This window comes from Lichenicola sp., from assembly GCF_965198575.1.
Classification (GTDB): domain Bacteria; phylum Pseudomonadota; class Alphaproteobacteria; order Acetobacterales; family Acetobacteraceae; genus Lichenicola.
The window spans coordinates 3,735,127-3,762,014 of the sequence record NZ_OZ240671.1; the positions used below are offsets into that span (position 1 = coordinate 3,735,127).

The window sequence follows — 26,888 nt, forward strand, 5'->3', positions numbered from 1 at the left end:
AACCGCGGCGATCCGATCAGCTGATCGGGACAGGCAGCGGCAGTGCCGCAGGATCGAGGAACATGACCATCATCACCTCGTCGTGGTAGCGACCTGACATCTTCAAGGCTCTTGGTTCCACGCCGTAGGATTTGAAACCGAAGCGACCGTACAGGGCGATCGCGGAGTTACTTTCCGCAACCACCGACAGCATCACCTGCTCGACAATGCCACGCGCAACGTCGAGCAGGGCGGCCAGCAAGGCGGCTCCGATCCCCCGGCTCCTCACCGCCGGCTCGACGAAAAACCCCCACACGAAACCCTTGTGCGCGTCCTTCGGGCCGTCCTCCTGTCGCAAGCCGACCATGCCGACGATCCGGCCAAGCTCGTACGCGCTGAACACCATCGACGAGCCCAGACGCTGCGCATGGTGCTCGATCGGCCTGGCCGCCTCGACGGCATGAACGGAGCCGAATGCGTCAGGCGTCGTTGCCAATGCGGCAAGACGGATGGCGCGGTAGTCCTCGACATCGGCCGGCCCCAGGAGACGCACATCGTCAGCCGTCGGCATCACGCCACGCGCAACCGTCCGGCCACGATCAATCCTGCACCCTACTGCCGATCCGCCGGCTGCAGCCGGAACAGCAACGAATGCGACGCCGCGTCCGCCTGCACACGGCAGGCCGCGGTATCGGGAGCCGCGGATGGGCCAGCGCGCAAGGTCGCGATCTCGGCGCGGGCGCGGTCCAAGTCGGCGCGGAATGTCTCGCTGCCATGCAGCGCCGCCACCAGCGAAGCCGCCTCGAGGAAGCCCGCCTGTACGTCGCTCAGCCAGTGCACGCCGCACACCAGCCGGCTCTCGGACATCGTGCGACCGCGCTGGATCAACTCGGCCGCGCGGTCCGGCACCAGCTCGGCCAGGATCAGCGACGCGCCGAACTCCAGCGTGGTGTGGCCGGACGGATAGGACGGGTTGTCGTCGAGGCTGCCATGGCGTTGCACGCAGATCGGCTGGGTGTTGCCGATATACGGGCGGTGCCGCTGCCATAGGTTCTTGGTGCGATCGAGCTCGGGGCCCATGTCGGCGCCGGCATGGTCGAGCAGCGACATCAGCGCAGGCGCCCGCTTCGGGTCGATCGTGAAGCCGAGCGCGCAGGCGAAGTCGGCCAGCAGATCGGAGGTCGCCAGGTGGGCGTCGTTCTGTGCGAGCGTCCAGCGCGGGGTGTCACGCAGAGCCCGTGACTGCCTGAATACGGCATCGTCGGCGGCCTGCTCCGGGGAGCCCGGCAGCGGCGGCGGCGGCAGGATCAGCGTCGTGTCGGGCAGCGTGGCGCCCGAGATGTAGGTGCCGGGCGGCAGCCGCTCGCGTTTTGCCGCCACCCCGGGGGTGGGGGCGCTCATGCCGCCGCCAGGGCCGCCAGGCGGAGACTGCGCCATCGCCATCGCGGTCGTGAGGGCCAGCGCCAGCGGCGTCACGCAAACGATACGGGCGAGCAGGCTCATGCCGGGGTATCCTGGGCGGTGCCGAAGAACGCGTGGAACAACTCGGCCACCTCCCACGGGCGCTCCTCGGGAATGAAATGGCCGGCCTCGATCGGACCACCGGTCACCGCGCCATCGATGCCGGCCTGCCAGAGCGTGCGCGGGTCGTACCAGCCGCCGATGCGGCCGCGGGTGCCCCAGATCAGCATCACCGGGCAGACGATGCGGCGGCGGCTTCCGCGCTGGTCCGGCTCGATTGCCGGTACCGGCCCGTCGGCAGCAGCTCCATGGCCGCGCATTTCCTCGTTCCAGGGGCCTTCGAGCAGGTAGTCGGCGACCGCCTCGGGGTGAAAGATCTCGCGCGCCTCGTCGGGTGCGGCCAGCCGGAACCAGTCGTCGGGCGCCTTCACCAGCAGCGCCTCGGGCTTCGGGTGCAGCTGCGCGAACCAGCAGGCCTGGTAGCCGGCGAGCGCGAACGCCATGTCGGCGCGACCGGCATGCTCGAGCAGCGGCACCGCCTCGACGATCGCCAGCCGCCTGATCCGGTCGGGCGCCTCGATCGCCATGCGGGCGCCGACATGGGCGCCGAAATCATGGCCCGCCACGGCGAACTGCTGGTGCCCGAGGCGGGTCATCAACGCCAGCATGTCGTGTGCGAGCTCGGCCATGGTCAGGTGGGCCGGCAGGTCGGCGCAGACCACGCTGAACCGGTCTGCCAGCGCCGGCGCCACCTGGTGCCACATCGCATGGGTCTGCGGCTGGCCATGCAGCAGCAGCAGCGGCACGGCCTTCCATCCGGCCTGGCCGCCGGCGCGCAGCCGGTAACGCGTGCCGGCGACGGTCAGCTCCTCGTAATGGAACCCCGGAAAGAACGCTCCGATCTGCATGCCCCGCCGCTCTCCCCTGTCCGCGCGCCGCTCCCGGATCACGCATGCGCGCCGGGTCGGCCCGGTTGTCCCGGTGCCCCTTCCAGCGATCCGGCTTCGGCGCATAGATGAACCGGAGGGCGGCCGGCCGACAAGCACGGATCCGGCTCGCCGACCCGATCGCTTGCCCGAGGAGTGCACATGGCCGGCCTGGATCCCGACGACTGGGGCAGCCTGCGGGCGCTCGGCCACCGCATGCTCGACGACATGATCGACCGGCTGGCGGAGCAGGGCGGCGAGGCGGGACGCGACATTCCGGTGTGGCAGCCGATGCCCGAGGCGGCGCGCGAGGCATTGCGGCGGCCGTTGCCGCGCGGCCCGACCGATCCGGCGGCGCTGTACGGCGAGTTCCAGGCCCGCATCGTGCCGTACGCCCTCGGCAACACGCATCCGCGCTTCATGGGCTGGGTTCATGGCGGCGGCACCGGCATCGGCATGCTGGCCGAGCTGCTGGCGGGCGGGCTGAACGCCAATCTCGGCGGCCGCGACCATGCGCCGATCGAGCTCGAGCGGACCGTCATCGGCTGGGCGGCCGAGATGGTGGGGATGCCCACCGGCAGCTCCGGGCTGCTCGTCACCGGCTCGTCGATGGCCAACATGATCGCGGTGCTGACCGCCAGGCGTGCGGTTGTCGGGCCCGAGGTTCGCACGACCGGCGTCGGCGGGCGCGGCCTGGTCGGGTACGCGGGGGCGAGCGCGCATGGCTGCATCCCGCGCGCCTTCGACATGGCCGGGCTCGGCACCGATGCGCTGCGTGCGGTCCCGGTCGATGCCGATCATCGGATGCGGGTGGACGCGCTGGAGGCAGCGGTGCGCGCCGATCGGGCCGCCGGGCTGGCGCCGTTCATCGTCGTCGCGACCGCGGGGTCGGTGGATACCGGGGCGATCGACGATCTGGAGGCGATCGCGGCGTTCTGCAGGTCGGAGGCGATCTGGTTCCACGTCGATGGCGCGTTCGGGGCGCTGGCGGCGTTGTCGCCGACGCTGCGGCCGCGTCTCGCCGGGATCGAGCACGCCGACAGCCTGGCGTTCGACTTCCATAAATGGGCGCAGGTGCCGTACGACGCCGGCTGCGTGGTGATCCGCGACGCACAGGCGCAGGCGGATGCGTTCGCCCAGACGCTCGCCTACCTGGCCCGGGCGGATCGGGGGGTGGCCGGCAACGCACCGTGGCCGTGCGATCTCGGGCCCGACCTGTCGCGCGGGTTCCGCGCACTCAAGGTGTGGATGACGCTGGCCACCTACGGCACCGACCGGATGGGCCGGATGGTCGACCAGTGCTGTGGCGTCGCCCGGCACCTGGGGGAACTCGTCGAGGCCGAGCCGCAACTCGAGCTGCTGGCGCCGGTGACGCTGAACATCGTCTGCTTCCGCTTCACTGCGGGCGCCGAGGATCTCGACTGGCTGAACGGCGAGCTCGTCAAGGATCTGCAGGAGGCGGGGATCGCAGTCCCGTCCACCACCACGATCCGCGGCATGTTGGCGATCCGTGCCGCTATCGTGAACCACCGTACCCGCAAGTGTGACGTTGAATTGATGTTCGACGGGATATTACGGCTGGCACGGTTGCGCAGTGCCGAGAGACGTTGAATGGTGCGATGCGGTAGGTAACCTGGGATGGAGCTGTCAGGCGTGTCTGTCTCGAAATTCACCACCGGCGGCTTCGGTGCGTCGCCCTCGTTCGTATCGGCGTCCCGTGAACTCGACCGGCCGCATTTCTGGTCGGACGGATCGCCGATCGAGGCACTCCCGCCCGGCTGGAGCCTGCGGCGTTCGCGGCTGATCCTGTCGCACATGCATCTGTTCGATATCGAGGACGAGACCGGGCGGCTGCGTAGCTGGCTCGCCGACCGCAACGGGAAACTGCTCGGCTTCCGGCCGGAACGGCTGCCGACCGGTGCTGCCGCGGCCCTGCGCCTGCACATCCTGACCCGCGGGCCGGTCGAGATGTATGTCCAGGGCGAGCGGGTGCTGCTCGATGAAGCCTACATGCGCTCGATCCTGTTCCAGCCGCTGACGGTCCTGGATGATCGGCTGACCTTCCGGGACCGCTCCGGCACCGCGCAGCCGATCATGGCGTTCGGCGGCAACGGCTTTGCCCGCCTGGATCCCGGCTGGGTCGCCACGGTGATGTACACGGGCTTCGACGGGCTGCGGGTCATGGACCTGGAGAGCATTCGCGGGACCCGCTCGGTCTGGTTCCTCGATGACCACGGCGAGCTTCTGGGCAACGCTCCGGAGCATGTCGCCGACCGCCTGCGTCCTGCGATCACCGAGTTCGCGGCCCGTAGGGCGGCCCAGGCGCCCGGACAGATGCATCCCGATCTCGACGGCTACTGCCTGCTGAGCAGCGGCACCCAGGGCGAGATCGAGAGTCTGCTGACCGGTCAGTCCGGGCCGGCATTGGACCCGATCCGCCTGGCGGCGAGCGATCCCGGGCGGCTGTTCGCGAACTTCCCCACCACGAACGGCATGGCGCACGTGCAACGGCTGGAGCTGCGCGGCACCGGCCTGATCGATCGTCGCATGACGGATGGCTGGAGCAATGTCGACGGGCGTTGCCTGGCGTTCGCGACCGGGGCGTCGCTGCCGTTCGATCTGCCCTACCGGCCGACCTGCGTCCGGCTGTCGCTGCAGCTGCAGCCGATCGGCAGGGGTCGTCGGGTGACGGTTCGGCTGAATGGCTGGGACCTCGGCAGCTTCCCGATCAACCAGACGACCGGGTGGCCGCAGCGGCGGGACTTCTGGGTGCCGGCGGAGTGCCTGGAGAGTGGCCCGATCAGCTTCGAGCTGGTGTTCTCGCCCTCGGATCGCGGCGTCGCCTGCTGTCTGGAATCGGCAGCGCTGGAGATCGGGCCGGAGGCGAAGGCGGTCACGATTCCGGAACCCGCCGAGCTGCTGAACCATTTCGGCAGCCTCGGCTTCAACTGCGAATTCGGTTTCGTACAGCGCCATTACGGCATCGAACCGCTCGGGCTGTTCCGTTTTGCGGGCTACAGCCACAGGCTCAACCTGCTGCGCCTGATCGAGACCAACTTCGAGGGCATCGGTTCGTCGGGCACCCTGGTGGCCACCATCAACCGCAACAATTTCTATAACGGTCGTGGAGAGCTCTGCCACTACGAAGAATTCTACATGACCGATCCGGTGCATAATTATGACTTCCACACCTGGAAGGGACCGGACGATACCACCGAGGCGGAGGCGATCGCCGTCAACGAGCAGAAGATCAAGTATCTGGCGCGGGCAATGGGCGAGGATATCGAGGACGGTGAAAAGATCTGGGTGTACAAGGACCAGCAGCCGGTCGCGGATTACAACGAGGTGTTCGCGATCTTTGCCGCGCTGAACAGGACCACGCCGAACAAGCTGTTCTGGGTGACGCCTGCGGTCGAGGGCCGGCCGCTGAATTCGATCGAGTGGATCGGGCCGAACCTGCTGCGGGCGTATTCCGGCCAGGGGCATCACGATGCCCGGATCTATGATGCCGCACAGTGGCTGCTGATCTGTCAGAAGGCTTATCGGGCGTTCGCGGAAGCTGGCACGCTGGCGGTCTGAGGCCGGCCGCATCGGGTGGCATCGACGCCACCGTCCGCCGCCAGACGGCTCAGCTGCCCAGCACGACCCGATCGATCGCCGCCCGGACACGTCCGCTGTCGGGTGTCGCCACGCTGCTGAACCAGGTTGCGAGCGAGCCATCCCGCGCGATCACATATTTGAAGAAGTTCCAGCGCGGCCGGGACAGGATGCCGCCCTGTCGGCCGAGCCAGTCGAACAACGGATCGATCTCCGGCCCGCGCACATGCAGTTTCCCGGTCATCGGAAAACTGACGCCGTAGTTGCGGCTGCAGAACTCCCCGATCTCGCCCTCGCTGCCCGGCTCCTGGCGGCCGAAATCGTTGCTCGGCACGCCGATGACGGTCAGGCCGCGCTCGCGGTAGCGGGTCCAGATCGATTGCAGCCCCTCATATTGCGGCGTGAACCCGCATTTCGACGCCGTGTTCACCAGCAGCAGCGGCTTGCCGGTGAATTGCCGCAGGTCGAGCGGTGCGCCCTGCAGGCTGGTGAGGGTGAAGTCGTAGGCCGTCTGCGCTGGAATCGGGGCTCGTATCGGGGCTGGCATCTGGGATCCTCTGGCATGGCGCCGGTCGCCGGTCGGGTGATCCGGCAGCTTTACAGGCCGGGCGGAAACCCGGAAGCGGCGCCAGGTTTCGCCGTCGGGGATGTGAGGTGGCTGGATGTGCCACATGCTGGCGTGGACCGCCAATCGGCGCCGGCGCGTGGCCGGGCGGAGAACCCGGAAATCTCGCCGGATCAACAGCTTGCACGATGGCACGGTGCCTGCAGACGCGTATCGGTGAACGTGATGGAGAGCCGACGATGCCTGGACGCCTTCCGCTGACCACCGCCTGCGCGATCCCGGTCGTGTTGCTGCTGCTGCTGCCCGGAGCCGCAAGCGCTGCCGAGCGTGATGCGACACTGGCGGGCGACCGGCTGGCGATCGACCTCGCATGCGTCCGCACCGTCGAGATCCAGCCGGATTCCGGACTGCACGACAGCATCGTGGTGCACGCCACCGCGGATCATCCGGAAGAACTCGATCGGCTGGTGCTGGAGCAGCAGGATGGCGCCCGGGTGCGCGAGACGCCTGGCCCGTGCTGGCAGCCGGCCGGCAACCCCCTGAAGCAATCGACCGTCGTGCTGCGGGTCCGGATCCCGAGCCGGACCCCACTCTCGGTCGACGCATCGGGTGCCGCGACCTACGCGATCGGCGATACCGGCGGCCCCCTCCGCCTCGATCTGTCCGGCAGCGAGATCCTCACGGCCGGCGCCGTCGGGCCGTTGCAGGCGGAGCTGTCGGGTGATGGCCGCGCCCGGATTGCCGGCGTCGAGGGCGATGCGCGGGTCGAATTGTCCGGCAGCGGGCAGGTGGTTGTCGGACAGGGGCAGATCGATCGCGCGACGCTGGAGGTGAGCGGCAGCGGCGGCATCCGGATCGGCGGGAGCATCGACACGGCCAGCGCGAGCGTCTCGGGGAGTGGCACGATCGCGCTGGCCCACGTCGCCGGCGCGCTCTCCCGGGACATCAGCGGGACCGGCTCGATCAGCGTCGGCAACCGGCCGGCGCCCGGAAACAGGCCGGCGTCGGGGGCCGGGGGTGAGCCGGCCACCTCCGAGGACTGATTTTTCGGCGCCGTGGTGTAAAACCGGCGCCATGAACCACAGCGTCAAGCTCGCCTGGGGCAGCCTCGGGATCAGCCTCGTCGTCCTGTCCATGAAGACCGGGGCCTGGGTGCTGACCGGCAGCGTGGCGCTGTATTCCGACGCGCTCGAGACGGTGATCAACGTCGTGGCGGCGATCGGGGCGCTCATCGCCCTGTGGTTCAGCGCGCTGCCGGCGGACGCCAACCACCCGTACGGCCACCAGAAGGCGGAATATCTCAGCGCCGTGGTGGAGGGCGCGCTGGTGCTGGTGACCTCGGTGCTGATCGGTCACGAGGCGTGGCGGGACTGGGCGCACCCGCATGCGCCGCAGACCCCATTCCTCGGCATCGGCCTGAATGCGAGCGCCGGATTGATCAACCTGGTATGGGCGACGCTGCTGATCAGCCGGGGGCGTGCCTGGAAATCGCCCGCCCTGATCGCCGGTGGCCGCCACATCATGACCGACGCCTGGACCACGGGAGCAGTCCTGGTCGGCTTCACCCTGGTGCCGCTGACCGGCTGGCTGCGGCTCGATCCGCTGGTGGCCGGCCTCGTTGCGCTGAACATCCTGCGCGCCGGCTACGGGATGCTGCGCCAATCGGTCGGCAGCCTGATGGACGAGGTCGCCGATCCTCGTGCGGTGGCGGCGTTGCGGCAGGTGATCTCGGCCAATGCGGGCGGGGCCATCGAGGCGCATGACGTGCGCACCCGCACGGTCGGCAGCGTGACCTTCGTCGAGTTCCACCTGGTGGTTCCGGGAGGCATGACCGTCGAGGACTCGCACATCATCTGCGACCGCATCGAGCGCGCGCTGTCCGACCAGCTCGGCGATGCCGTCATCAACATCCATGTCGAGCCGGAGCCGAAGGCGAAGCTCGTCGGCGTACCGGTCCTGTAATTTTGTCAGAAGCCCGGTCCTGTAGTTTTTCAGAAGCCCGGTCCTGTAGTTTTTCAGAAGCAAGGTGCATCCATGACCAGCCAGATCCGGACCCCGATGACTCCCGACGAGGCGCTGTCGATCCTGAAGCAGGGCAACGCGCACTTCGTCGGCGGCAACCCGGTGCGCCCGCACCTGACCGGGGCCGAGCGCAGGGCGATGCTGGCCACCGAACAGCGGCCGTTCTGCGTGCTGGTGGGCTGCTCGGACAGCCGGGTGTCGCCGGAGCTGCTGTTCGGCCGCGGGCTCGGCGAGCTGTTCATCGTGCGCAACGCCGGCAACGTGGTGGACCTCGCCGCCATGGGCAGCATCGAGTACGGCGTGGCGGTGCTGGGTGCGCCGCTGATCGTCGTGCTGGGGCACGAGCGCTGCGGTGCGGTGCAGGCCGCGGTGGATGTCGTGGAAAAGGATGCGACCTATCCTGGCAGCATCGGCCAGATGATCGAGCCGATCATTCCGGCGGTGCTGCGGGCCAGGCGTGACGGCAGCCACGACCTGCTCGATCGCTCGGTGCGGGGCAACGTGGCGCGCATCGTCGAGCGGCTGCGCACCACCGAGCAGATGCTGATCGAGCCGCAACGCATCGGCCGGCTCAGGATCGTGGGTGCTCGCTACGATCTCGATGACGGCACGGTCGAGTTCTTCGAGGACTGATGCGATACCCTGGCGCCGGCCGAATTTTCATTCCAGGACCTTGAAGCGGTCGGGTCGGATCGGACAGCGCGCGACGTTCTGGACCTCCAGCCTGTGCAGGTCGGAGATCCAGCACTCGTCGAACACCGAGCAGAAGCAGCCGCGAAACGTCAGGTCGTGCACCGCACTGGCGAAGCGGTCGCTCAGCGTGGGCTCAGCCTGGCTCCTGGACAGGCTCATCACACGCAAATTCTGCCCCGGCCGGAGCACCTGATCGTTCGGATTGCCGACGCTCAGGTCGCCCGGGATCGAGGAATATTGTGTCTGTGGCCCGAGCGGTAAGCCGCAGCAGGCCTGCAGGAGTTCGATCGGCGAATGCACCGCGGCACCTTTGTAGAACACCTCGAAGCTATGCAGCTTGGCCGGCCCTATCCCGGCATTGAAGACCGCGATTTCCGTCGCTCCGCGGCTCATGACCGTGGTGTTCTCCTGCACGAACGGCCAGGAATTCGCCTGCACGAGTTCGCGTTCCGCCTTGCTGTGGTCGAACGCGACATACAGCGAGACCATCGACAGGAAGATCGCCAGCAGCGCCATGGTCAGGTCGAACCAATGGCGGCCGGTGCGCGTCGGCTGCGCGTGGATGTCGTCCGGACCGATCTCGACCGGAGGCTCGATCATGAAGGTCCAGGCGGCAGGAACGCGTTTTCATGCAGCAGTATCCGGATTGCCTCGACGAGGCCGCGGACCTCGCCGGCATTGGCGGCGATCCACCCACCATCGACGGGAGCGAGCAATGCCCGCAGGAATTCGGCGTGGTCGATCAATGCCTGGTCGGCATCCTGGGCAGAAGTGCGGCCGGGATATGCCCGGAGCGGAAACGTCCTGATCTGACTTTCGAGGCTTCCGATATCACGGCCGATGCCCTCGATCACCTGGGCGTTGCGGATCGCTGCCGGATCATGCCGCGGATGCTCGCGTGACGGCGTCGGCAGGAAGTCTCGCCGATACGCGGCCTCCGCCTCATCGACATGCTGGCGCGCCTGGCTGAGGATCTCCCTGGCTCTTGTGCGATCGGTTGCAGCTTGCATCACGGTTTGTCCGGCCGCATTGGGTCGATGCCGGCGATGCCCGCGCCCTGCACGTTGCCGATATTGAAGGCAACGCCGGCGGCTGCGTTGGGTGCGGAAACGAGTCCGCGTTCGGCCATCTGCAGCGCCAGGTAGTAGCGGATCGCCTCGATTGGCGTGAGGCCGATCGCCTGCAGTGCGATGAGTTCGCGCATGCGCTGGTCGCGCGGCAGGATCAGGATCTTCAGGTCGTTCAGCATGATGCCGTAGACCCTGAGGAAATCCGCCAGGTGGCGTTTCACGCCCTCCCGTAATTCGTTGATATTCTCGTTGATGTGTTCGAGCCGGGTCACCTGGACCACCTGGTTGATGGCCTGCTCGATGGCGGGGCCTGCGTAGTCGGCGATCTCCTGGGTGTCGATCACCCGCCCGGTGAACGGCAGGTGGGTAATGAGGTCGAGGGCGGCCTCGCGGGTATCGACATGGATATAGTAGTCGGCCTGGTAGGAGACTTCCGCCATCTCGGCACTGGTGGCGACGCCGGTGCTGCGGACCAGCAGTTTCGAGCGGTTGACGTAGATGACCTCGTACACCCAGGGCGACGCGCCGCCGAAGAACCCCTGCACGACGGAACCGACCAGCGGCTTGTCCGGGGTCACCAGCGTGTATTGTCCGGTCTCGTACACCTGCAGCACCGCGCCGCGCGATTTCAGGATGCAGAAATGGTTGCTCTCGACGGTCAGCAGCGAGCCGGAGACGATGCTCTCATCGACGATCTTGATGGCGACGTTGCGGGTCCCGAGCATGTCGGTGCCGTCGCGGTTGAGTGCGGTGATGACCTGCCTGGTAATGGCCACTGGAGCCTCCTGATGCGCCACGAAGTCCGGCGCCGGCGTAGGGTGACCCTACGGTTCCAGGCCTTTGCCATCAACCCTGAGGCAGGGAGCGTCGGTCGGCCGATCGCTGGTGGTTGCCGGCGATCAGGAGATAGGCGGCGGGGACCACGAACAAGGTGAAAAGCGTGCCGATACCGAGTCCGGTAGCGATCACCAACCCCATGGCAAAGCGCGCCGCCGAGCCGGCACCGGTGGCGACGATCAACGGCAGCACGCCGAACACCATGGCGCCGGTGGTCATGAGGATGGGCCGCAGACGCAGGACCGCCGCGAGCTCGATGGCGGCGCGCTTGGATAACCCGAGCTTCTGCTGGGTGTTGGCCACCTCGACGATCAGGATCCCGTGCTTGCTGATCAGGCCGGCCAGCGTCACCAGCCCGATCTCGCTGAAGATGTTGAGCGAGGCCCCGCCGACCCCCATCCAGATGAAGAAGAGCGCGCCGGCGAGCGACATCGGTACCGACGCCAGAATGATCAGCGGATCCCGGAAGCTCTCGAAGAGCGCAGCCAGGGTCAGGAAGATCACGATCACCGCAAAGCCGAAGCTCGGCAGGAACGAGCCCTGGTCCGCGACATATTCACGCAGCGCCCCCGCCGTGTCGGTGGTGAAATCCGCCGGAAGATCCTGCCGTGCCAGATCCTGGAGGAAATGCAGGGCCCGGTCGGTGCTGACTCCCGGGCCGGGAATGCCGGACAGCGTGGTCGCATTGAGCTGCTGGAAATGGGTGATCTGCTCGGGCATGACCTGATGCGACAGCGTCGCCACCGACGACAGCAGGATCGGGACGCCACCGATGGTCGCGATCGGATAGTCGAGGATCTGCGCAGGGTTGAGCCGCTGGTCGCGCACCACCAGCGGCATCACCTTGTAGGAATGGCCGTGGATGCTGAAATAGTTCACGTAGTTTCCGCCGAGCAGCCAATTGAGCGAACTGCCGATATCCGACACGCGCAGTCCGATCTGTGCGAGCTTGGATCTGTCGAGTTCGATCGTGGTCTGCGGCTGGTCGATCTTCAGGTCCTTGTCGATATAGGTGAACAACCCGCTCCTGTGGGCAGCGATCAGCATTCGGTCGCTGACCTCGGCGAGCGCCTCGATCGAGCCGGATCCCTTGAGCACGAACTGGATCGGCATGCCCTGCGCGCCCGGTAGGGAGGGCGGCTGGAAGACCGCGAGTTGCAGCCCGGCAACGGTGTTCAGCGCCGATTGCAGCTGGTCCTGCAGCACCATCGCCGTCCGGTGCCGCTCGTTCCACGGCTTGAGCACGATGCCGTCGCCGACCTGGCCGGGACTATCCACCAGCCAGTACAACGCGCCTTCCGGGATCGCCTGCATGGCCTTGATGATCGGCGGATCGTAGCGGGCGATCTGGTCCAGGTCGGCATTCGGTGGCGCCTGGCCGCCGACGATCAGCAGCCCGGTATCCTCCTGCGGCGCCAGTTCGCTGGACGAGCCGCGGAACATCAGGACCATGGCAACCATCATCGCCAGTCCGAACACGATCAGGAGCGGCCAAACGATGAGGGCGCGGTGCAGGACCGATCGATAGACGCGCTCGAGGTGATGCTGCACGGCATCGTTGAAACGCACGAGCCGGCCGGGACGCTGCTGCTCCGGGCGCAACAGATACGCGCACATCATCGGCGAAAGCGTGAGTGCCACGACCGCGGAAACCGTGACGCTGGCGGCCAGGGTGAAGGCGAATTCGGTGAATAACGCACCGGTGAGGCCGGCCTGCAGACCGATCGGGACATAGGCCGCAACCAGCACCACCGTCATCGCCAGGATCGGGCCCGAGAGCCCGACTGCCGCCAGCGACGCGGACGCGAACGGTGTCATGCCCTGCCTCATGTGGCGATCGACGCTTTCAACGATGATGATCGCGTCATCGACGACAAGTCCGATCGCCAGCACCAGTGCGAGGAGCGTCAGCAGGTTGATGGAGAACCCCATCACCGCCATCAGGCTGAGCGTCCCGATCAGCGAGAGCGGGATGGTGACGAGCGGAATGAAGACGGCGCGCGGCGAGCCCAGGAACACCAATACCGCCAGTGCCACGATCACCAGCGCCTCGCCCAGGGCGACCAGCACGTCGTGCCGGGATGCATCCACGTAGTCGGCCGCGCTGTACAGGATGCGTCCCTGCATGCCCGGCGGCATGGTGGCGCAGATGGCGGCAAAGGTCGCGCGAACACGATGCGCCACCTGGAGCAGATTGGCGGTGGGCGAGACCGAAATGCCGAGTGCGGCACCTTTGCCGAGGCTGTCGGTCAGGCTCATGTTGAGGCTGTCTGGGGCATATCCGACATCGGCGATGTCGCGCAGCCGGATCAGCACGCCATCGTGCCTGGCAACGACGAGGTTGCGGAACTCCGTTTCCGTATGCAGGCCGCTGGCGATTGCCAGGTTGGCGAAAATGGTTCCGCCCAAAGTCGTGCCGACACCGGTGATATAGTCGTTGGCGGTGAGCGCGTCGGCGACGTCGGTGGCGGTCAGGCCGTGTCCGGCCAGCCGCTTCGGATCCAGCCAGACCCGCAGGGCGATGTTGGTCTGCGTCAGGTTGACGACCGACAGCACGCCGGGCACGGCCTGCAGCTGCGGCACCACGAACCGCGTCAGGTAATCCGACACCTGTTGCGGCGCGATCAGGTTGCTCGAGACAGCCAGCTGCATTTCCTGGCCGGCCGCGTTGTAGACCGCGATGACGGGCGGCTGGTATCCGGCGGGAAGCTGGGCGGTGATGCCCTGGACGAAGGCCTGCACCTGGGTCATCGCCCGGTTCGGATCCTGGTTGAGACGCAGGCTGAGGGTGACGGTGCTGACGCCGGACTGGCTCTGCGAGGTCATGTAGTCGATGCCCTCGGTCTGCGAGACGGCCGCCTCGATCGGCGTCGTGATGAAGCTGGCGACGGTGGCGGCGTCGGCGCCATAAAAGCTTGTCTGGATCTGGATCGTGGCGCTGACGGTTCTCGGAAACTGCTGCATCGGCAGCGTCAGACCGGCCCGCAGCCCGGCAAGCAGGATCAGCAGGCTGACCACCAGGGCAAACACCGGGCGGCGGATGAAGAGGTCGGTGAGCCGCACGGGAGGGTCCTATTCCTGCGGCAGTTGCGGGTGAGCCGCGAAATCCGGCTGCACCGCGTTGTTCACGACGACCGGCGTGCCCTCGTGCAGCTTGAGCTGGCCGGCGGTGACCACCTCCTCGCCCGGCGACAGTCCGGACAGGATCGCGACCTGGTCGCCACGCTCAGGCCCGGTCGTGACGAGGAGCTGGTGCGCGATCCGGTCCTTTCCGGTGTTGCGGATTACGTAGACGGTGCTGCCGTAGGTCGTGGCGGAGATCGCGGAGATCGGCAACGTGACGTGGTGCTGCACCACACCGATGCCGACGCGGACGGACGCAAACATGCCGGGGATCAGAGCGTGGTCATGGTTCTCGATCTGCGCCCGCACCACCACCGTGCGGCTGGCCTGGTCGACCTGCGGCGTGATCGCCTGGAGCTTTCCGGTAAACGCGCGGTCACCCCAGCCATCCACCGTCACGATCGCCTGCATGCCGACGCGCAGGTCCCGCAACTGCTGCTGGGGGATGTAGAAATCGACGTCGATCGGATCGAGCGACTGCAATGTGACGACGAACGTGCCTTGTGTCAGGAACTCGCCGAGATCGATCTGGCGGATGCCGAGCTGGCCTGCGAACGGAGCGGCCAGGGTCTTCTCGGCGATCATCGCCTGTTGCGCGTCGATCTGACCCATCAGGGCGAGCAGGTTCGATTGATCCTGATCGACGACGGCGTTGCTCGTGGTCTTCGACTGCAGAAGCCGGGCATCGCGCGCGAGGCTGACGCTTGCAAAACGTGCCTGGGCCTTAAGTTGGGCGAGGCGGCCAGGCTCGTCGTTCAGGCGCAGCTGTGCCAGCACGTCACCCGCGGCAACGGACTGGCCGGAGACGAAATTGATTTTCGATACGATGCCGGATGCCTCGAAGGCGAGGTTCACGCCGCGTTCGGCGCGCAGGTTGCCTACTGCGTCGAGGGTCGGCTGCCAGTCCTGCAGACCTGCCCGCATGGTCGAGACGATCTGGGCGGGTTCGGCGGCCGCGGCGGCGATGGTCTGGCAGAGGGTGGAGAGCAGGATCGCCGAAATAGTGATTGCTCGGTCTGACAGCCATCTTGCGTGTCGCTGCTGCACGACGGCGTGGCGCAGGCCATTTCCGGCGTGATTGGAACCGGCTTGCTTCTTGAGCGGCTCTTTCATTCGCCAACCGACTTGATCCGATTTCCAGTTTGCTACGGTTTTGCGGATCTGCCTAGCTCGGATTCCATGGCCCCTGGTGATGAGACCGCCACTCCTGACCCGATCGCCGAAGACCTGTGCTGCAAAACCAGCTCCCAGAAGCACCATAACCAGGCTGAATATGGCGCCTATCCCGTAGATCAATGAAAGCGTGGCAAAACCGGCCTGCCAGGACATATGCATTGCATCGAGGGTAGTCTTTGGAAGCCAGGCCCCCACGCTACCGATGAACAACCACCAGAACCGTCCGCGCGAGAGATTCCAGACTCTTTTGAGCGTGTACTCGGCACTGCCTATCACTATTCCTGGGAGCAGGAGGATGAGCCGCATTTGTAGAGACAGACCGAGGACTTCCTTCAGTTTGTCAACAAGTCGGAAGCGGGACAGACCGGGGACTCCACAAGCTAGAGTCAGAGTGAAAGAACAGGATGGATACGAGCACAACTGTGCAGACGGCTAGGATCGACATTTCCGACACGGTCGATACAGCGGATTTCCAACTCGGAAAACTGTCCGGTAAAACCTGTTCCGTATCACTCAGTGCTTCCTGACGGAGAGGCGTCCTCCTCTTCCAAGCCTGCTGCCAGAGGGTCCGTTTTACAATCGAAAGAACTGTGCGTGACCCCGCTCAGGCGCCGATTGCGGAAAGCACCTCGGTCATGACCGGGCGTTCGGATGGCATCAGCAGAACGCACTCGCGCTGCAACTCGTAAAGGTTTTCCGGCGGGTCAACGCAGCGGTCCAGCAGTTCGCCGAGCAGCAGGCCCCAGGCAAGCACCTCGGTGCGTGGCAACGCGGTGCCCACCGCGTCATCCGGCAGGAAGGAGGCGGCGCCGAGATCGCTCAGGACGGCCTCGCCATCGTGACCGTCCCACAGGATGTTGTGGGCGTAGAGGTCGCCGTGCAGCATTCGGCGGCGGTGCAGGTGGTCGGCGGCGGTGGCGACGGAGCGGGCAATCCGCCGTACCGTGTCGGCCTCCAGACGCAGGCCCTCCGGATAGATGTCGCGGGTGCAGCTGGCCAGGCTGGGTGGTCCGGCAAGCGTGCTCCAGCCGGCCGGCAGCAGCGTCATCAGCAACCCCTCCGCCTGCTCCGGATGGCCGGCGAGACGGCCGAGTGCTCCGGTCAGCGCGGGATGCTCACCCGCCGTCAGGCTGGCGGCGACCTCGTGGTCGGGCAGGCCGTCGCTGGTCATCGAACCCTTGAACAGCTTCAGCGCCAACTCGCGCGGCGCCTCGTCCGGCGGCTGCCACAGCACCTGCTGCACCCGTCCCGACGACCCCTCGCCAAGCAGCTGTCCCGGCTGCAGATTCCGCCACGCGATGGTGCGGGCAGGCGCGACCTCACGAAGCGGACCATTTAGCGGATTGCCGGCATATGCGAGCCACGCCAGTCGGGGCAACTCGGCCAGCCACTCGGGCAGGCTGTCGAGCCGGTTGGCCGAGATCCGCAACAGTTCCAGCCGGGATGCCCCGGCGAGGCTGTCGGGCAGCCGTTGCAGCTGGTTTCCCGACAGCATCAGTTTCTGCAGATGTGGCCGCTCGCCGAGCGCCTCGGGCAGGGTGTCGATCCGGTTGTCGGTGAGGGTGAGCCAGCGCAAACCCGCCGGCAGCGCGTCCGCCGGAATCTCGCGCAGACCGGTGCCGCGGAAGCCGATCTGGGTAAGGGACGGGCAGTCGCCGAGGCAATCGGGCAGGCGGGTGAAGCGGTTGTGCGAGCAGAACAGCACGCGCAGCCGGTGTAGCCGTTGCATGTCGTGCGGCAGGCTGTCGAGCGCGTTGCCGGACAGGTCCAGCACCTCGAGCGTGTCGGCCAGCCCGAACACCTCGCGCGGCAACTCCGTCAGGCCGCCGCGGAGAGCGAGCTGGGTGGCGCCGGCCAGCTCGCCGCGACGGAGTTCGTCGAGCGTCGTCGTGTCGTTCACATCACCGCGCCGACCTGCCAGGGCACGAACTCGTTGTCGCCGTAATCGAACTGCTCGCTCAGGCTGCGTTCGCCGGACGCGATCGCCAATATTGCTGCAAAGATGCGCTCCCCGGCAGCAATGATGCTGTCGGTGCCGTCAACGATGCCGCCGCAATCGATGTCCATGTCGTCGGCCATGCGCTGGTACATCGGCGTGTTGGTGGCGAGCTTGATGCAGGGCGCCGGCTTGAAGCCCGACGTCGAGCCGCGTCCGGTGGTGAAGCAGATGATGGTGCAGCCGCCCGCCACCTGTCCGGTCACCGCCACCGGATCGTAGCCGGGCGTGTCCATGAAGACGAAGCCGCGCGCGGTGATCGGCTCGGCATATTCATACACCGCCTCCAGCTGCGATTGCGGGCTCTTGGCGACCGCACCGAGCGACTTCTCCAGGATGGTGGTCAGCCCGCCTGTCTTGTTGCCGTGCGACGGGTTGTTGTTGAGCTCGGCTTTGTTGCGCACGGTGTAGTCGCGCCACCAGGCGATGCGCTCGAGCAGTTTCTCGGCCACCGCCGGCGTTGCGGCGCGACGGGTCAGCAGATGCTCGGCGCCGTAGATTTCAGGAGTTTCCGCCAGCACCGCAGTGCCGCCATTACGCACCAGCAAGTCCGCCGCGTGCCCGAGTGCGGGGTTGGCGGAAATGCCGGAATAGCCGTCGGAGCCGCCGCACTCCAGCGCCAGCACCAACGCGGAAGCGGGCTGCGGGGTGCGCACCGCACTGCCGACATCGTCGAGCATGCCACGCACGATCCCGATCGCGGCCTCGATGGTGCGTCTCGTGCCGCCGGTTTCCTGGATCGTCATGGTGCGCAGCAGCGGGCCCTCGACCAGGCCGCGCGCCTGCATCAGCAGCGGGATCTGGTTGGTTTCGCAGCCGAGCCCGATCATCAGCACGCCGCCGACATTCGGGTGGGCGGCGTACCCGGCGAGCGTGCGCGTCAGGTAGAGGTAGCCCTCCTCGAGCGTGTTGATCGCGCAGCCGCCGCCATGGGTGAGGGCGATCACGCCGTCGATCGTCGGATGACCGTCGAGGCCGCCCTTGTTGTTGAAGTGGTCGGCGACGGCGCGGCAGACGGTGGCCGAGCAGTTCACCGACGAGATCACCGCGATATAGTTGCGCGTGCCGACCCGGCCATCGGGGCGCAGGAAGCCCTGGAAGGTCGCGCGCTCGGCGTCCGGCAGCAGGGTAGCCGGCTCGGCCTCGACGCAGAAGGCGTGCGTCAGGGCGAAGTCGCTCATCTCCAGGTTGTCGGTGTGGACATGCTCGCCGGCGGCGATATCGCGCGTCGCGTTGCCGATCACCTGGCCGTACTTGCGCACCGGCGTGCCGGCCGGGATGGCGACGGTGGCGATCTTGTGGCCGCGCGGCACCTGGCCCGTCGCCCGCACGCCGCTATCGAGCCACTCGCCCGGCTCGATCGGCCGCCGCGCCACGGCCACGTTGTCACGGGCATGCAGGCTGATGATGGAGGAGACCGCGACATCCATTGGAGCACCCCGAAAACGGCTGGCCCGGTCTTATGACCATTGCGCGCAGGGGGCAAACGTTCGGGATTGCCTGTTGCCGGCAAACTGCTCCATCCTCGGTCCGGTAAGGCCGGCGGGAAGCCCGGTCGGCAGGGAAGACGCACATCCATGACAACACGAACCCGAACCGCTTACGCCAGCCTGGCGGCGCTCATCATCGCCGTGGCAGCACTCGGCGTCACCCCGACACGGGCTGCCGACGGCACCGCCGGCCAGTGCTTCGCGCCGCTCAAGGGCGACAGCAAGATGGTCACGCTGCCCGCGAAGAAGGGTCCATACCGGATCGCCTTCGCCAACGGGTTCATCGGCAATGCCTGGCGCGTGCAGATGCTGCAGACGCTCAAGGCGTACGCTGCACAGCCCGCGGTTGCAGCACAGATCAAGGAACTTCGCATCGTCAGCGTCGGCACCGACGTCTCGGCTCAGATCGCCGCGATGGACAACTTCATCAGCGCTGGCTTCGACGCCATCCTGATCGACAGCAACAGCCCGACCGCCTTCAAGCCGGTGATGCGTCGCGCCAAGGCCGCCGGCGTGGTGGTGGTGAGCTTCGACAACGTGCTCGCCCGCACGCCGTCCGAGACCAACCTGGTGCAGGTCAACCAGGACCAGTACGAGATGGGCCAGATGATGGGCGACTGGCTCAACCAGACCATGAAGGACAAGAAGCACGTCCTCGAGGTCCGCGGCGTGCCCGGCACCAGCGTCGACCAGGACCGCCATGAGGGCTTCCGCGCGGCGCTCAAGGCCGATCCGGGCATCCAGGTCACCGAGGTGGTCGGCAACTGGGACGACGGCACCGGCCAGAAGGCGGTCGCCGATGCGCTCGCGGTCAACGGCAACTTCGACGGCATCTACACCCAGGGCGGCAGCGTCGGCGTGACCCATGCGCTGCTCGACAGCCACAAGCCGCTGATCCCGATCGACGGCGAGGGCGAGAACGGCTTCCGCAAGCTGATCGTGGCCAACCCCGGACTGATGGGCGAGAGCGTCGGCCAGTCGCCGGCCTTGTCGGCAGTGGCACTGAAGGTCGCACTCGCGGCGTTGCAGGGCCAGACCCTGCCGGAGGAAATCCGAGTGCCGGCGCAGATCGCCAACTACAAGAACATGCAGGCTGGCACGAACTACTTCCCAGAGCTCAGCGACACGTTCTTTGCGGCACATGATTTCCCGGTCTGCGACATCAAGCTGTCGGCGGCCGAGATCAACGGACAGCCGGGTAAGTGAGCCACGCCGCCTCGGACCCGTCACCACGGCCAGGAGCCGGGGGCGGGGCGGCACCGCCGCTTCTCGAACTCGACAACATCGTCAAGCATTACGGCCCCGTGGTGGCGCTGGCTTATGGAAGGCTGCGCTGCGAGGCCGGCTCGATCCATGCCGTCATGGGCGAGAACGGGGCCGGCAAGAGCACGCTGATCAAGATCATTTCCGGCGTGGTGACACCGACCGCGGGCGAGATGCGCCTCGACGGCGTGCCGGTGAGGTTCCGCGGACCGCTGGACGCGCAGGCGCAAGGCATCGTCTGCGTGTTCCAGGAATTGTCGCTGATGCCGGACCTGAGTGTCGCCGACAATATCGGCATCACCGACCCGCCGCGCCGCTTCGGGCTGATCGACAGCCGCGCGCAATTTGCCAACGCGCAGCGGCTGCTCGCCGAGATCGGCTGCGAGGGGATCGATCCGCGCGAACGCGTGCGCGACCTGCCATTGTCGCGCCGGCAGATGGTCGAGATCGCCAAGGCGCTCGGGCGTCGTCCGCGGCTGTTGATCCTGGACGAGGCCACCTCGGCGCTGACAGCCGACGACGTGGCCCGCGTCGTCACTCTGCTGAAGCGGCTGCGGTCGGAAGGCATGTGCATCCTCTACATCTCGCACCGCATGCACGAGATCCGCGAGTTGGCTGACACCTGCTCGGTGTTCGCCAACGGCCTGCATGTCGAGAGCTTCGTCAGCGGCGAGCGCACCGAGGACCAGATCGTCCGCATGATGATCGGCCGCGAATTGTCGCAGATGTTTCCGCCGAAGCCATTGCCGCCCGCAACACGCGCCGCCCCGGTGATCGAGACCCGCAATCTCGCCTGGGAGGACCGCTTGCGCGGCGTGTCGCTGACCGCCACCGCAGGCGAGATCGTGGGTCTCGGCGGCCTGGACGGGCAGGGGCAGCGCGAGTTCCTGCTGGCGCTGTTCGGATGCCTCGCCGGCACCACCGGCGAGATGCTGGTCGACGGCCGGGTCGTGCGTCCCGGCAGCCCGCACGCGGCGATGTCGGACACGCTGAAGCTTGCGCTGATCCCGGAGGATCGCAAGACCGAGGGGCTGATGCTGCCGATGACGGTGGCCGAGAACCTGACCGCGGCGACGCTCGGCGACTGGTGCCGCGGCCCGTTCCTCGACCGTGCGCGCGAGGGTGCGGCGGTGGCCGACATCGTCCGGCGGATGCAGATCAAGGCGGTGGTGGATCTGCCGGTCGGCACCCTGTCCGGCGGCAACCAGCAGAAGGTAGCGATCGGCAAGTGGCTGCTGGCCGGTCCGCGCGTGCTGCTGCTGTGTGACCCGACCCGCGGCATCGATGTCGGCACCAAGCAGGAGATCTACCGGCTCTTGCGCACGCTGGCGGAGGCCGGCACGACGATCCTGCTGTACACGACGGATTACGACGAGCTCATCGGTCTCTGTGACCGGGTCGAGATCTTCTATGGCGGCCGCATCACCCGCACCCTGACCGGCGACGGCATCACCGAGCAGGCGATCATTGCCGGCGCGCTGGATATCGCGAGCGCGTCGACACAGCCGGAGATGGCGTCGTGACCACGTCCACCACCCGCCTGGTGCTGCGGCACAACGCGCTGCCCCTGCTCGCCGGCGCCATCTTCATCGCGATGTTCGGGTTGTATCTGCTGCTGCAGCCGCACGGCGTGCAGGACAGCGTGCTGGTCACCGCCGCCAACAAGGGCGTGCTGCTGGCCCTGATTGCCAGCGCCCAGACGCTGCCTGTGCTGACCGGTGGCATCGACCTGTCGATCGGCGCGATCGTGGTGCTGGCCAACTGCCTGGCCTCGACGCTGGTCAGCGGCACCCCCCTGCAGGTTGCCGGCGGCGTCGTGGCGGTGCTGGCGAGCGGCTTCGTTGCCGGCGGGCTGAATGCGGCGGCGGTGGTTCTGGGACGGCTGCAGCCGATCATCGCGACGCTCGCCACCAGCACGATGTTCTATGGCGTGTCGCTGCTGCTGCGTCCGGCTCCGGGCGGCGACGTCGACGATGATTTCGCCAGCGCGATGACCGGTGCGATCGGCGGCGTACCGGTCACCCTGGTGGTGCTGGCCGCCGTGCTGCTGCTGCTGTGGATGCCGTTCCGCCGCTCGCTCACCGGACGCGGGATCTATGCCGTCGGCTCGGCGGAGGCGTCGGCGTACATGTCGGGCGTGAAGGTCGATCGTGCCAAGATCGCGGCCTATACCGGCGCCGGGTTCCTCGCCGGGATGGCCGGGCTGCTGCTCACGCTGATCGCGGAGTCCGCACAGGCCAGCGCCATCCAGGCCGGCGATTTCACCCTCAACAGCATCGCCGCGGTGGTGATCGGCGGCACCTCGCTGTTCGGCGGCGTCGGCGGCATCGTCGGCTCGATCATCGGCGCCTTCATCCTGCGCACCATCGGCGACCTGCTGTTCGTGATGAGCGCCTCGCCGCTGTGGCAGCCGCTGTTCCAGGGCCTGATCCTGCTCGCCGCCGTCAGCCTCGGGGCGCTGCCGATCCTGCGCATCCGCAACCGCCTGGAGACCTACCGGTGACCGTCCGAGAGGGCGCCGTGGCAACCGGCCCGACCCGCGCGACCGGGTTTCGCGCGGCATTCGGTCGGCTCGACCTGCCGCTGGTGGTGGCGAGCGGCTGCATCGTCGTGATCCTGCTCGCCGGCTCGTTGTACAATTCGAGCTTCCTGTCGCCGCGCTACCTGATCCAGCAGTTCCAGGTTGCCTCCTTCCTGGGCATCGTCGCGACCGGCGCGATGCTGGTGATCCTGCTCGGCCATATCGACCTGTCGGTGCCGTGGACGCTCGCCGCCGGCGCGATGCTCGGCACCGGGCTCGCCGGCACCGAACTCGGTGGCGTGGCATCGATCCCGATCGCGATCGCCGTGGGTGCGCTGGTCGGGCTGGTGAACGGGCTCGGCGTCGCGTTCCTGCGGATCCCGTCGATGATCTTCACGCTTGGCGTCAACGCGGTGCTGCAAGGCCTGATGGTGCTCTATACCGGCGGATCCGCACCCTCCTCGTCGGCTGCCCCGATCGTGATCTGGCTGTCCGGCGGCCACCTGATCCCGGGCATTCCGAACGCCATACTGGTCTGGGCGGCGGTCGGTGCGTCGGCCACGATCCTGCTCCGGGCGACGCCGTTCGGCCGCTGTGTATATGCGATCGGCAACCGCGAACGCGCCGCCTACCTCTCCGGCATGCCGGTGAAGCGCGTCGTGTGCCTTTGCTTCGTGTTGGCCGGGGCTGCCAGTACGCTCTCGGGCGTGCTGCTCACAGGCTACGCGGGCAAGGCGTTCCAGGGCATGGGCGACGCCTACCTGCTGCCGGCGATCGCAGCCGTGGTGCTGGGCGGCACCAGCATCGTCGGCGGTCGCGGCCGCTATTCCGGCACCATCGTCGGTACCCTGCTGATCGTGCTGCTGCAGAGCATGCTGGCGGTGATGCAGATGCCCGATGCCGGACGCCAGATCATCTACGGCGTCGTCATCTTCTCGATGCTTCTGCTCTACGGACGCACCCGCACCGGCCAAACCTAGGGAGACCGGTCGCGAATGCGCCGTGCCGGCGATCCGACGCGGTCGTTTGCGCCTGCCGCATGCTTACGGCCATCGAGGCCGCTCCGCTCCGGTTCTCGACGACCACGCTAGGCGCGCCGTAAAGGACGGCACTCTCACTCGGCATAGCCATTCTCGAACGGTCTCCCCCCTCGGGGTTTTCGGCTCACGTTTGCGACAGCGTGCGGGGTCGTCAACGCATTCGTCGGCGCTTCTCGTGTAAGCAGCGGCCTCCGCGATCCACGCGGGTGGTGGATGATGCATGGGCGAGCCGCGTTCCGATCTTCTCGATGGCCTGGTGATCGGTGGCGGACCGGCTGGACTGACGGCTGCGTTGTACCTGGCCCGCTTCAAGCGTCGGTTCGCCTTGGTCGATGGCGGTGACAGCCGGGCCTCCTGGATCCCCAGCACGCACAACTTCCCGGTCTTCTCGGACGGCGTGTCCGGGGTCGAGATGCTCGAGCGGCAACGCGCCCATCTCGCCCGCTACGACGTGCAGCCAGTTCTCGGCAGCGTCACCGCGCTCGTCCGCGCGGAGCACGGTTTCGTCGCCACGATCGAGCGGGACGCCGAGCCGCCGGTGCAATTGCGGGCGCGGCGAGTGCTGCTGGCGACAGGCTCCAAGGACAGGCCGCCGCCGGTGCCCGACCTGCGCGAAGCGATGCAGCAGGGCCTGGTGCGCTACTGCCCGGTGTGCGACGGCTACGAGGCCAGCGGCCAGCGCGTCGCGGTGATCGGCGAGGGCGCGCATGGCATGGCCGAGGCGATCTTCATCGCCCGCACATACTCGCGCGACGTCACCCTGCTCGCGACCGGCAGCCGCATGCAGCTGACCGAGGAGGACCACGCGCGCCTTGCGGAACACGGCGTGCGCGTCGTCGCCGAGCCGATCGCCGCGTTGGTCGCGGGTGACGGGCGGATCACCGCGATCCGAACCGAGGGCGGCGCGGAGCACGCGTTCGACACGCTGTATTCCGCGTTCGGTCTCACCATCCGCTCCGACCTGGCAGTGTCGCTCGGCGCCGATCACGACGAGAACGGCGCACTCATTGTCGACGCACACAACAAGACCAGCATCGACGGTTTGTACGCCGCCGGTGACGTGGTGCGCGGACTGAACCAGATCGTCGTCGCGATGGGCCACGCCGCCGCGGCCGCCACCGACATCCACAACCGCTGCGAAATCCCGACCGAGGACGAACCCGGCCGCTGATCGCGCCGGGCTGACATACTGATCACAGAGTGATCTGCCGCAGCCTCCGCCGTGTCATCAGCGGCACCCTGCAGCCCACGGTCTGGTGTCCGTGCGCTTGGGGGGAAGATCGTCCGGAAAATCGCATCCGCGCTAGCGCTGTCGAGAATGTTCCTGACCCGGGCTTGGATGTCGCTGTTCCAACAGACCGGATCCGAGGTCCGGGCATGATGCCGGCATGACGTCGAACTCTGGACGGTTGTCGACGACGACATTGCCATGGCGTCGCTCGTGGCACCTGCATCACGGCTTGGCGAGGCCCTTTGTCTCCAACCAGCCGACCTCGAGTTGTCGATCTCAACCGTGGCGCCGTGGTTGCGTCCGGCGGTAGCGGAATGAGGAACGACGGTGTCAGCCGCCGCTTCCTTTCGATCTGGACGCGACCCACATGCTGCTCGACAAGAGCCTGCTTTGACGCAGGCCTGAACGGCGGAGAGCCAGCCCCCGGGGAAGCCGGCTAGAGCCCCGCGATCGCCGTGCGCAAAGTCTCGGCACTGCGGCCGAGTGCGGCGTGCTCGCTCTCCGACAGGGGCGGACGCAGCACGCGGAGCACGCCCGCGCGGCCGATCACCACCGGCATCGACAACGTCACGCCGTACTCCGGCAGGTGATGACCGAGCGGAAACACCGCGTGCTCGTCCCGCATCATCGCCTCGGCCACGCGCGCGCACGCCATGCCGACGCCGTACTGGCTGGCACCGATGCCCTCGATGATGGTGATGTTGGCGTTACGCACCTGCTCCTCCACCTGCGCACGAAACGACGCGGCCTCATCCGCCGGGATCAGCTCCGTGAGCGGCGTGTTCGCCACCTGCGCCGACGACCACAGCAGGACCCTGGAATTGCCGTGCTCGCCGATGACCTGCGCCTGCACCACGGACGGATGCACATCGAGCCTGGCCGCGATGTGGAAGCGGAACCGCAGCGTGTCGAGGAACGTGCCGGCACTCAGCACGCGGTCGTGGCCGGCAACGCGTCGGGCGAGTTCGGCCAGCGGCTCGGGCGGGTTGGCCACCACAAGGATGAGGGCGCCCGGCACCACCGCCACGGTCCGCGACACGACCTCGCGGATGATGTCGGCGTTGGTCCCGAGCAGGCGCAGGCGGCCGGCGGGGTCGTTGCGGTCCATCGCACCGCCGGCCTTTTCGTTGATCCCGGCCGTCACCAGGATGAGTTCGGCACCGGCGAGATCGTCGTAGCCGCCGGCGACGAGGCGTGCCGGCAGGCCGAGCTGCATGCCGTACTGCATGTCGGTGACGAGGCCCGTGGCCCGGCCCTCATCGCGGTCGATGACCACGATCTCGTGCGCGGCACCCCTGCCGATCACCGACATGATGCACGCCGCACCGACGGCCCCCGCGCCGATCACGCCTATCTTCATGGCTTGCGTCTCCAGGCGGCGGCGGATCGAAGCCGGCCGTGGCACCTCTCTACGTGGCGGAGGGTGCTGCAGGAAGCATCGCGTAGAGCGCGACCATGCGGCGGTCCTTCGGCGACTGCGCGTGCCGCTCGCCGGCGATGGCCTGCTTCCAGGCGCTCATCTTCAGCAGGCCGTGGTCGACGGCCGCGGCACTCCGCTCCACATGCAGCGCGTACGTGCCGAACCAGCCGGCATCCTCGGGCGCCACCTGCCTGGCATAGGCGACGTCGGCCGCGCCTTCGCAGCGCATGAGCGGGGCCAGCGTGCCCTTGGCTTGCGGATAGGTGCCCTGGCACAGCGACACATCCGTTCGTGCCTGGTCGCGCGCCTCGCGCCGGTCCACCGAGCCGCAGCCGGCAAGACACAAAAGTCCGATTATCAGAACCATCGATCGCATGCGAAGACCTCCCGCACGCAGGTACCGCCACCCCATCTGGCCTCAACCGGTCCGCAGCATTACGAGCCGGCAAGCTTTTAGTCTGGCGGCCTCCGGTCACCC

23 protein-coding genes are annotated in these 26,888 nt (G+C 67.4%); 11 read left to right on the plus strand and 12 right to left on the minus strand.

Going from position 1 to position 26,888, the window contains the following annotated elements; all coding sequences use genetic code 11:
• Positions 1 to 16 precede the first annotated feature (16 nt).
• Genes ACOEQ2_RS16885 through ACOEQ2_RS16895 form a run of 3 tightly spaced genes read right to left on the minus strand, consistent with a single transcriptional unit; the run spans position 17 to position 2,348 of the window.
• Entirely contained in the window at positions 17 to 550 is a 534-nt protein-coding gene (locus tag ACOEQ2_RS16885; RefSeq protein ID WP_419729107.1) for an N-acetyltransferase family protein, read from the minus strand.
• A gap of 41 nt (positions 551 to 591) precedes the next feature.
• Positions 592 to 1,482 (minus strand): acid phosphatase, encoded by an 891-nt coding sequence (locus ACOEQ2_RS16890; protein WP_419729108.1) that lies wholly within the window; start codon positions 1,480 to 1,482, stop codon positions 592 to 594.
• Positions 1,479 to 2,348 carry an alpha/beta fold hydrolase gene (locus ACOEQ2_RS16895; protein ID WP_419729109.1) on the minus strand — a complete coding sequence of 290 codons (870 nt, stop codon included), beginning with the start codon at positions 2,346 to 2,348 and terminating at the stop codon, positions 1,479 to 1,481. Before ACOEQ2_RS16895 ends, ACOEQ2_RS16890 begins: the two co-directional genes overlap by 4 nt.
• Positions 2,349 to 2,528: 180 nt before the next feature.
• On the opposite strand from ACOEQ2_RS16895, the gene ACOEQ2_RS16900 reads away from it, so the two are divergent.
• Positions 2,529 to 3,977 (plus strand): pyridoxal phosphate-dependent decarboxylase family protein, encoded by a 1,449-nt coding sequence (locus ACOEQ2_RS16900; RefSeq protein ID WP_419729110.1) that lies wholly within the window; start codon positions 2,529 to 2,531, stop codon positions 3,975 to 3,977.
• A 42-nt stretch (positions 3,978 to 4,019) separates the two neighbouring features.
• Positions 4,020 to 5,945: a hypothetical protein gene (locus ACOEQ2_RS16905; RefSeq protein WP_419729111.1), complete on the plus strand. Its 1,926-nt coding sequence runs from the start codon at positions 4,020 to 4,022 to the stop codon at positions 5,943 to 5,945.
• Positions 5,946 to 5,994: 49 nt separating this feature from the next.
• Here ACOEQ2_RS16905 and ACOEQ2_RS16910 read toward each other — a convergent pair whose 3' ends face one another.
• A complete protein-coding gene (locus tag ACOEQ2_RS16910) occupies positions 5,995 to 6,510 on the minus strand; it encodes a glutathione peroxidase (protein WP_419729112.1) in 516 nt (171 codons plus the stop codon).
• 257 nt (positions 6,511 to 6,767) lie between these two features.
• Between ACOEQ2_RS16910 and ACOEQ2_RS16915 the strand changes: the two genes are divergently transcribed.
• The 3 genes from ACOEQ2_RS16915 (at position 6,768) to ACOEQ2_RS16925 (ending at position 9,183) form a co-directional block, all read left to right on the plus strand.
• The gene (locus ACOEQ2_RS16915) at positions 6,768 to 7,571 is read left to right on the plus strand and encodes a GIN domain-containing protein (RefSeq protein ID WP_419729113.1); all 804 of its coding nucleotides are present in this window, start codon (positions 6,768 to 6,770) and stop codon (positions 7,569 to 7,571) included.
• Between the two features lie 31 nt (positions 7,572 to 7,602).
• Positions 7,603 to 8,490, plus strand: a complete 888-nt coding sequence (locus ACOEQ2_RS16920) for a cation diffusion facilitator family transporter (protein WP_419729114.1) — start codon at positions 7,603 to 7,605, stop codon at positions 8,488 to 8,490.
• A gap of 72 nt (positions 8,491 to 8,562) precedes the next feature.
• Complete coding sequence (locus ACOEQ2_RS16925; protein ID WP_419729115.1) at positions 8,563 to 9,183, plus strand: carbonic anhydrase; 621 nt, start codon at positions 8,563 to 8,565, stop codon at positions 9,181 to 9,183.
• Positions 9,184 to 9,210: 27 nt separating this feature from the next.
• Here ACOEQ2_RS16925 and ACOEQ2_RS16930 read toward each other — a convergent pair whose 3' ends face one another.
• Entirely contained in the window at positions 9,211 to 9,843 is a 633-nt protein-coding gene (locus ACOEQ2_RS16930) for a hypothetical protein (RefSeq protein ID WP_419729116.1), read from the minus strand.
• 29 nt (positions 9,844 to 9,872) lie between these two features.
• On the opposite strand from ACOEQ2_RS16930, the gene ACOEQ2_RS16935 reads away from it, so the two are divergent.
• Positions 9,873 to 10,145 carry a hypothetical protein gene (locus ACOEQ2_RS16935; RefSeq protein ID WP_419729117.1) on the plus strand — a complete coding sequence of 91 codons (273 nt, stop codon included), beginning with the start codon at positions 9,873 to 9,875 and terminating at the stop codon, positions 10,143 to 10,145.
• Between the two features lie 107 nt (positions 10,146 to 10,252).
• Here the strand turns inward: ACOEQ2_RS16935 and ACOEQ2_RS16940 are convergent, their stop codons facing one another.
• The 5 genes from ACOEQ2_RS16940 to ACOEQ2_RS16960 all read right to left on the minus strand — a co-directional run bounded on the left by ACOEQ2_RS16940 (position 10,253) and on the right by ACOEQ2_RS16960 (position 18,875).
• The gene (locus ACOEQ2_RS16940; protein ID WP_419729118.1) at positions 10,253 to 11,089 is read right to left on the minus strand and encodes an SPFH domain-containing protein; all 837 of its coding nucleotides are present in this window, start codon (positions 11,087 to 11,089) and stop codon (positions 10,253 to 10,255) included.
• A gap of 70 nt (positions 11,090 to 11,159) precedes the next feature.
• Positions 11,160 to 14,213 carry an efflux RND transporter permease subunit gene (locus tag ACOEQ2_RS16945; protein WP_419729119.1) on the minus strand — a complete coding sequence of 1,018 codons (3,054 nt, stop codon included), beginning with the start codon at positions 14,211 to 14,213 and terminating at the stop codon, positions 11,160 to 11,162.
• Between the two features lie 9 nt (positions 14,214 to 14,222).
• Entirely contained in the window at positions 14,223 to 15,659 is a 1,437-nt protein-coding gene (locus ACOEQ2_RS16950; protein WP_419729120.1) for an efflux RND transporter periplasmic adaptor subunit, read from the minus strand.
• A gap of 394 nt (positions 15,660 to 16,053) precedes the next feature.
• The gene (locus ACOEQ2_RS16955; protein WP_419729121.1) at positions 16,054 to 17,349 is read right to left on the minus strand and encodes a leucine-rich repeat-containing protein kinase family protein; all 1,296 of its coding nucleotides are present in this window, start codon (positions 17,347 to 17,349) and stop codon (positions 16,054 to 16,056) included.
• On the minus strand, positions 17,346 to 18,875 hold the full coding sequence (locus tag ACOEQ2_RS16960; protein ID WP_419729122.1) for a UxaA family hydrolase: 1,530 nt from the start codon (positions 18,873 to 18,875) through the stop codon (positions 17,346 to 17,348). The genes ACOEQ2_RS16955 and ACOEQ2_RS16960 overlap by 4 nt, the downstream gene beginning before the upstream one ends.
• A gap of 147 nt (positions 18,876 to 19,022) precedes the next feature.
• Between ACOEQ2_RS16960 and ACOEQ2_RS16965 the strand changes: the two genes are divergently transcribed.
• From ACOEQ2_RS16965 to ACOEQ2_RS16985, 5 genes are all read left to right on the plus strand, one after another.
• Positions 19,023 to 20,141: a substrate-binding domain-containing protein gene (locus tag ACOEQ2_RS16965; protein WP_419729123.1), complete on the plus strand. Its 1,119-nt coding sequence runs from the start codon at positions 19,023 to 19,025 to the stop codon at positions 20,139 to 20,141.
• Positions 20,138 to 21,721: a sugar ABC transporter ATP-binding protein gene (locus ACOEQ2_RS16970; RefSeq protein ID WP_419729124.1), complete on the plus strand. Its 1,584-nt coding sequence runs from the start codon at positions 20,138 to 20,140 to the stop codon at positions 21,719 to 21,721. Before ACOEQ2_RS16965 ends, ACOEQ2_RS16970 begins: the two co-directional genes overlap by 4 nt.
• Positions 21,718 to 22,701 (plus strand): ABC transporter permease, encoded by a 984-nt coding sequence (locus ACOEQ2_RS16975; protein WP_419729125.1) that lies wholly within the window; start codon positions 21,718 to 21,720, stop codon positions 22,699 to 22,701. Before ACOEQ2_RS16970 ends, ACOEQ2_RS16975 begins: the two co-directional genes overlap by 4 nt.
• Positions 22,698 to 23,699: an ABC transporter permease gene (locus tag ACOEQ2_RS16980; protein ID WP_419729126.1), complete on the plus strand. Its 1,002-nt coding sequence runs from the start codon at positions 22,698 to 22,700 to the stop codon at positions 23,697 to 23,699. Before ACOEQ2_RS16975 ends, ACOEQ2_RS16980 begins: the two co-directional genes overlap by 4 nt.
• 280 nt (positions 23,700 to 23,979) lie before the next feature.
• Entirely contained in the window at positions 23,980 to 24,930 is a 951-nt protein-coding gene (locus ACOEQ2_RS16985; RefSeq protein WP_419729127.1) for an NAD(P)/FAD-dependent oxidoreductase, read from the plus strand.
• Positions 24,931 to 25,426: 496 nt separating this feature from the next.
• On the opposite strand, the gene ACOEQ2_RS16990 is transcribed toward ACOEQ2_RS16985, so the two are convergent.
• Positions 25,427 to 26,350, minus strand: a complete 924-nt coding sequence (locus ACOEQ2_RS16990; protein ID WP_419729128.1) for a lactate/malate family dehydrogenase — start codon at positions 26,348 to 26,350, stop codon at positions 25,427 to 25,429.
• Positions 26,351 to 26,399: 49 nt separating this feature from the next.
• Positions 26,400 to 26,777 carry a hypothetical protein gene (locus ACOEQ2_RS16995; protein WP_419729129.1) on the minus strand — a complete coding sequence of 126 codons (378 nt, stop codon included), beginning with the start codon at positions 26,775 to 26,777 and terminating at the stop codon, positions 26,400 to 26,402.
• Positions 26,778 to 26,888: the final 111 nt, after the last annotated feature.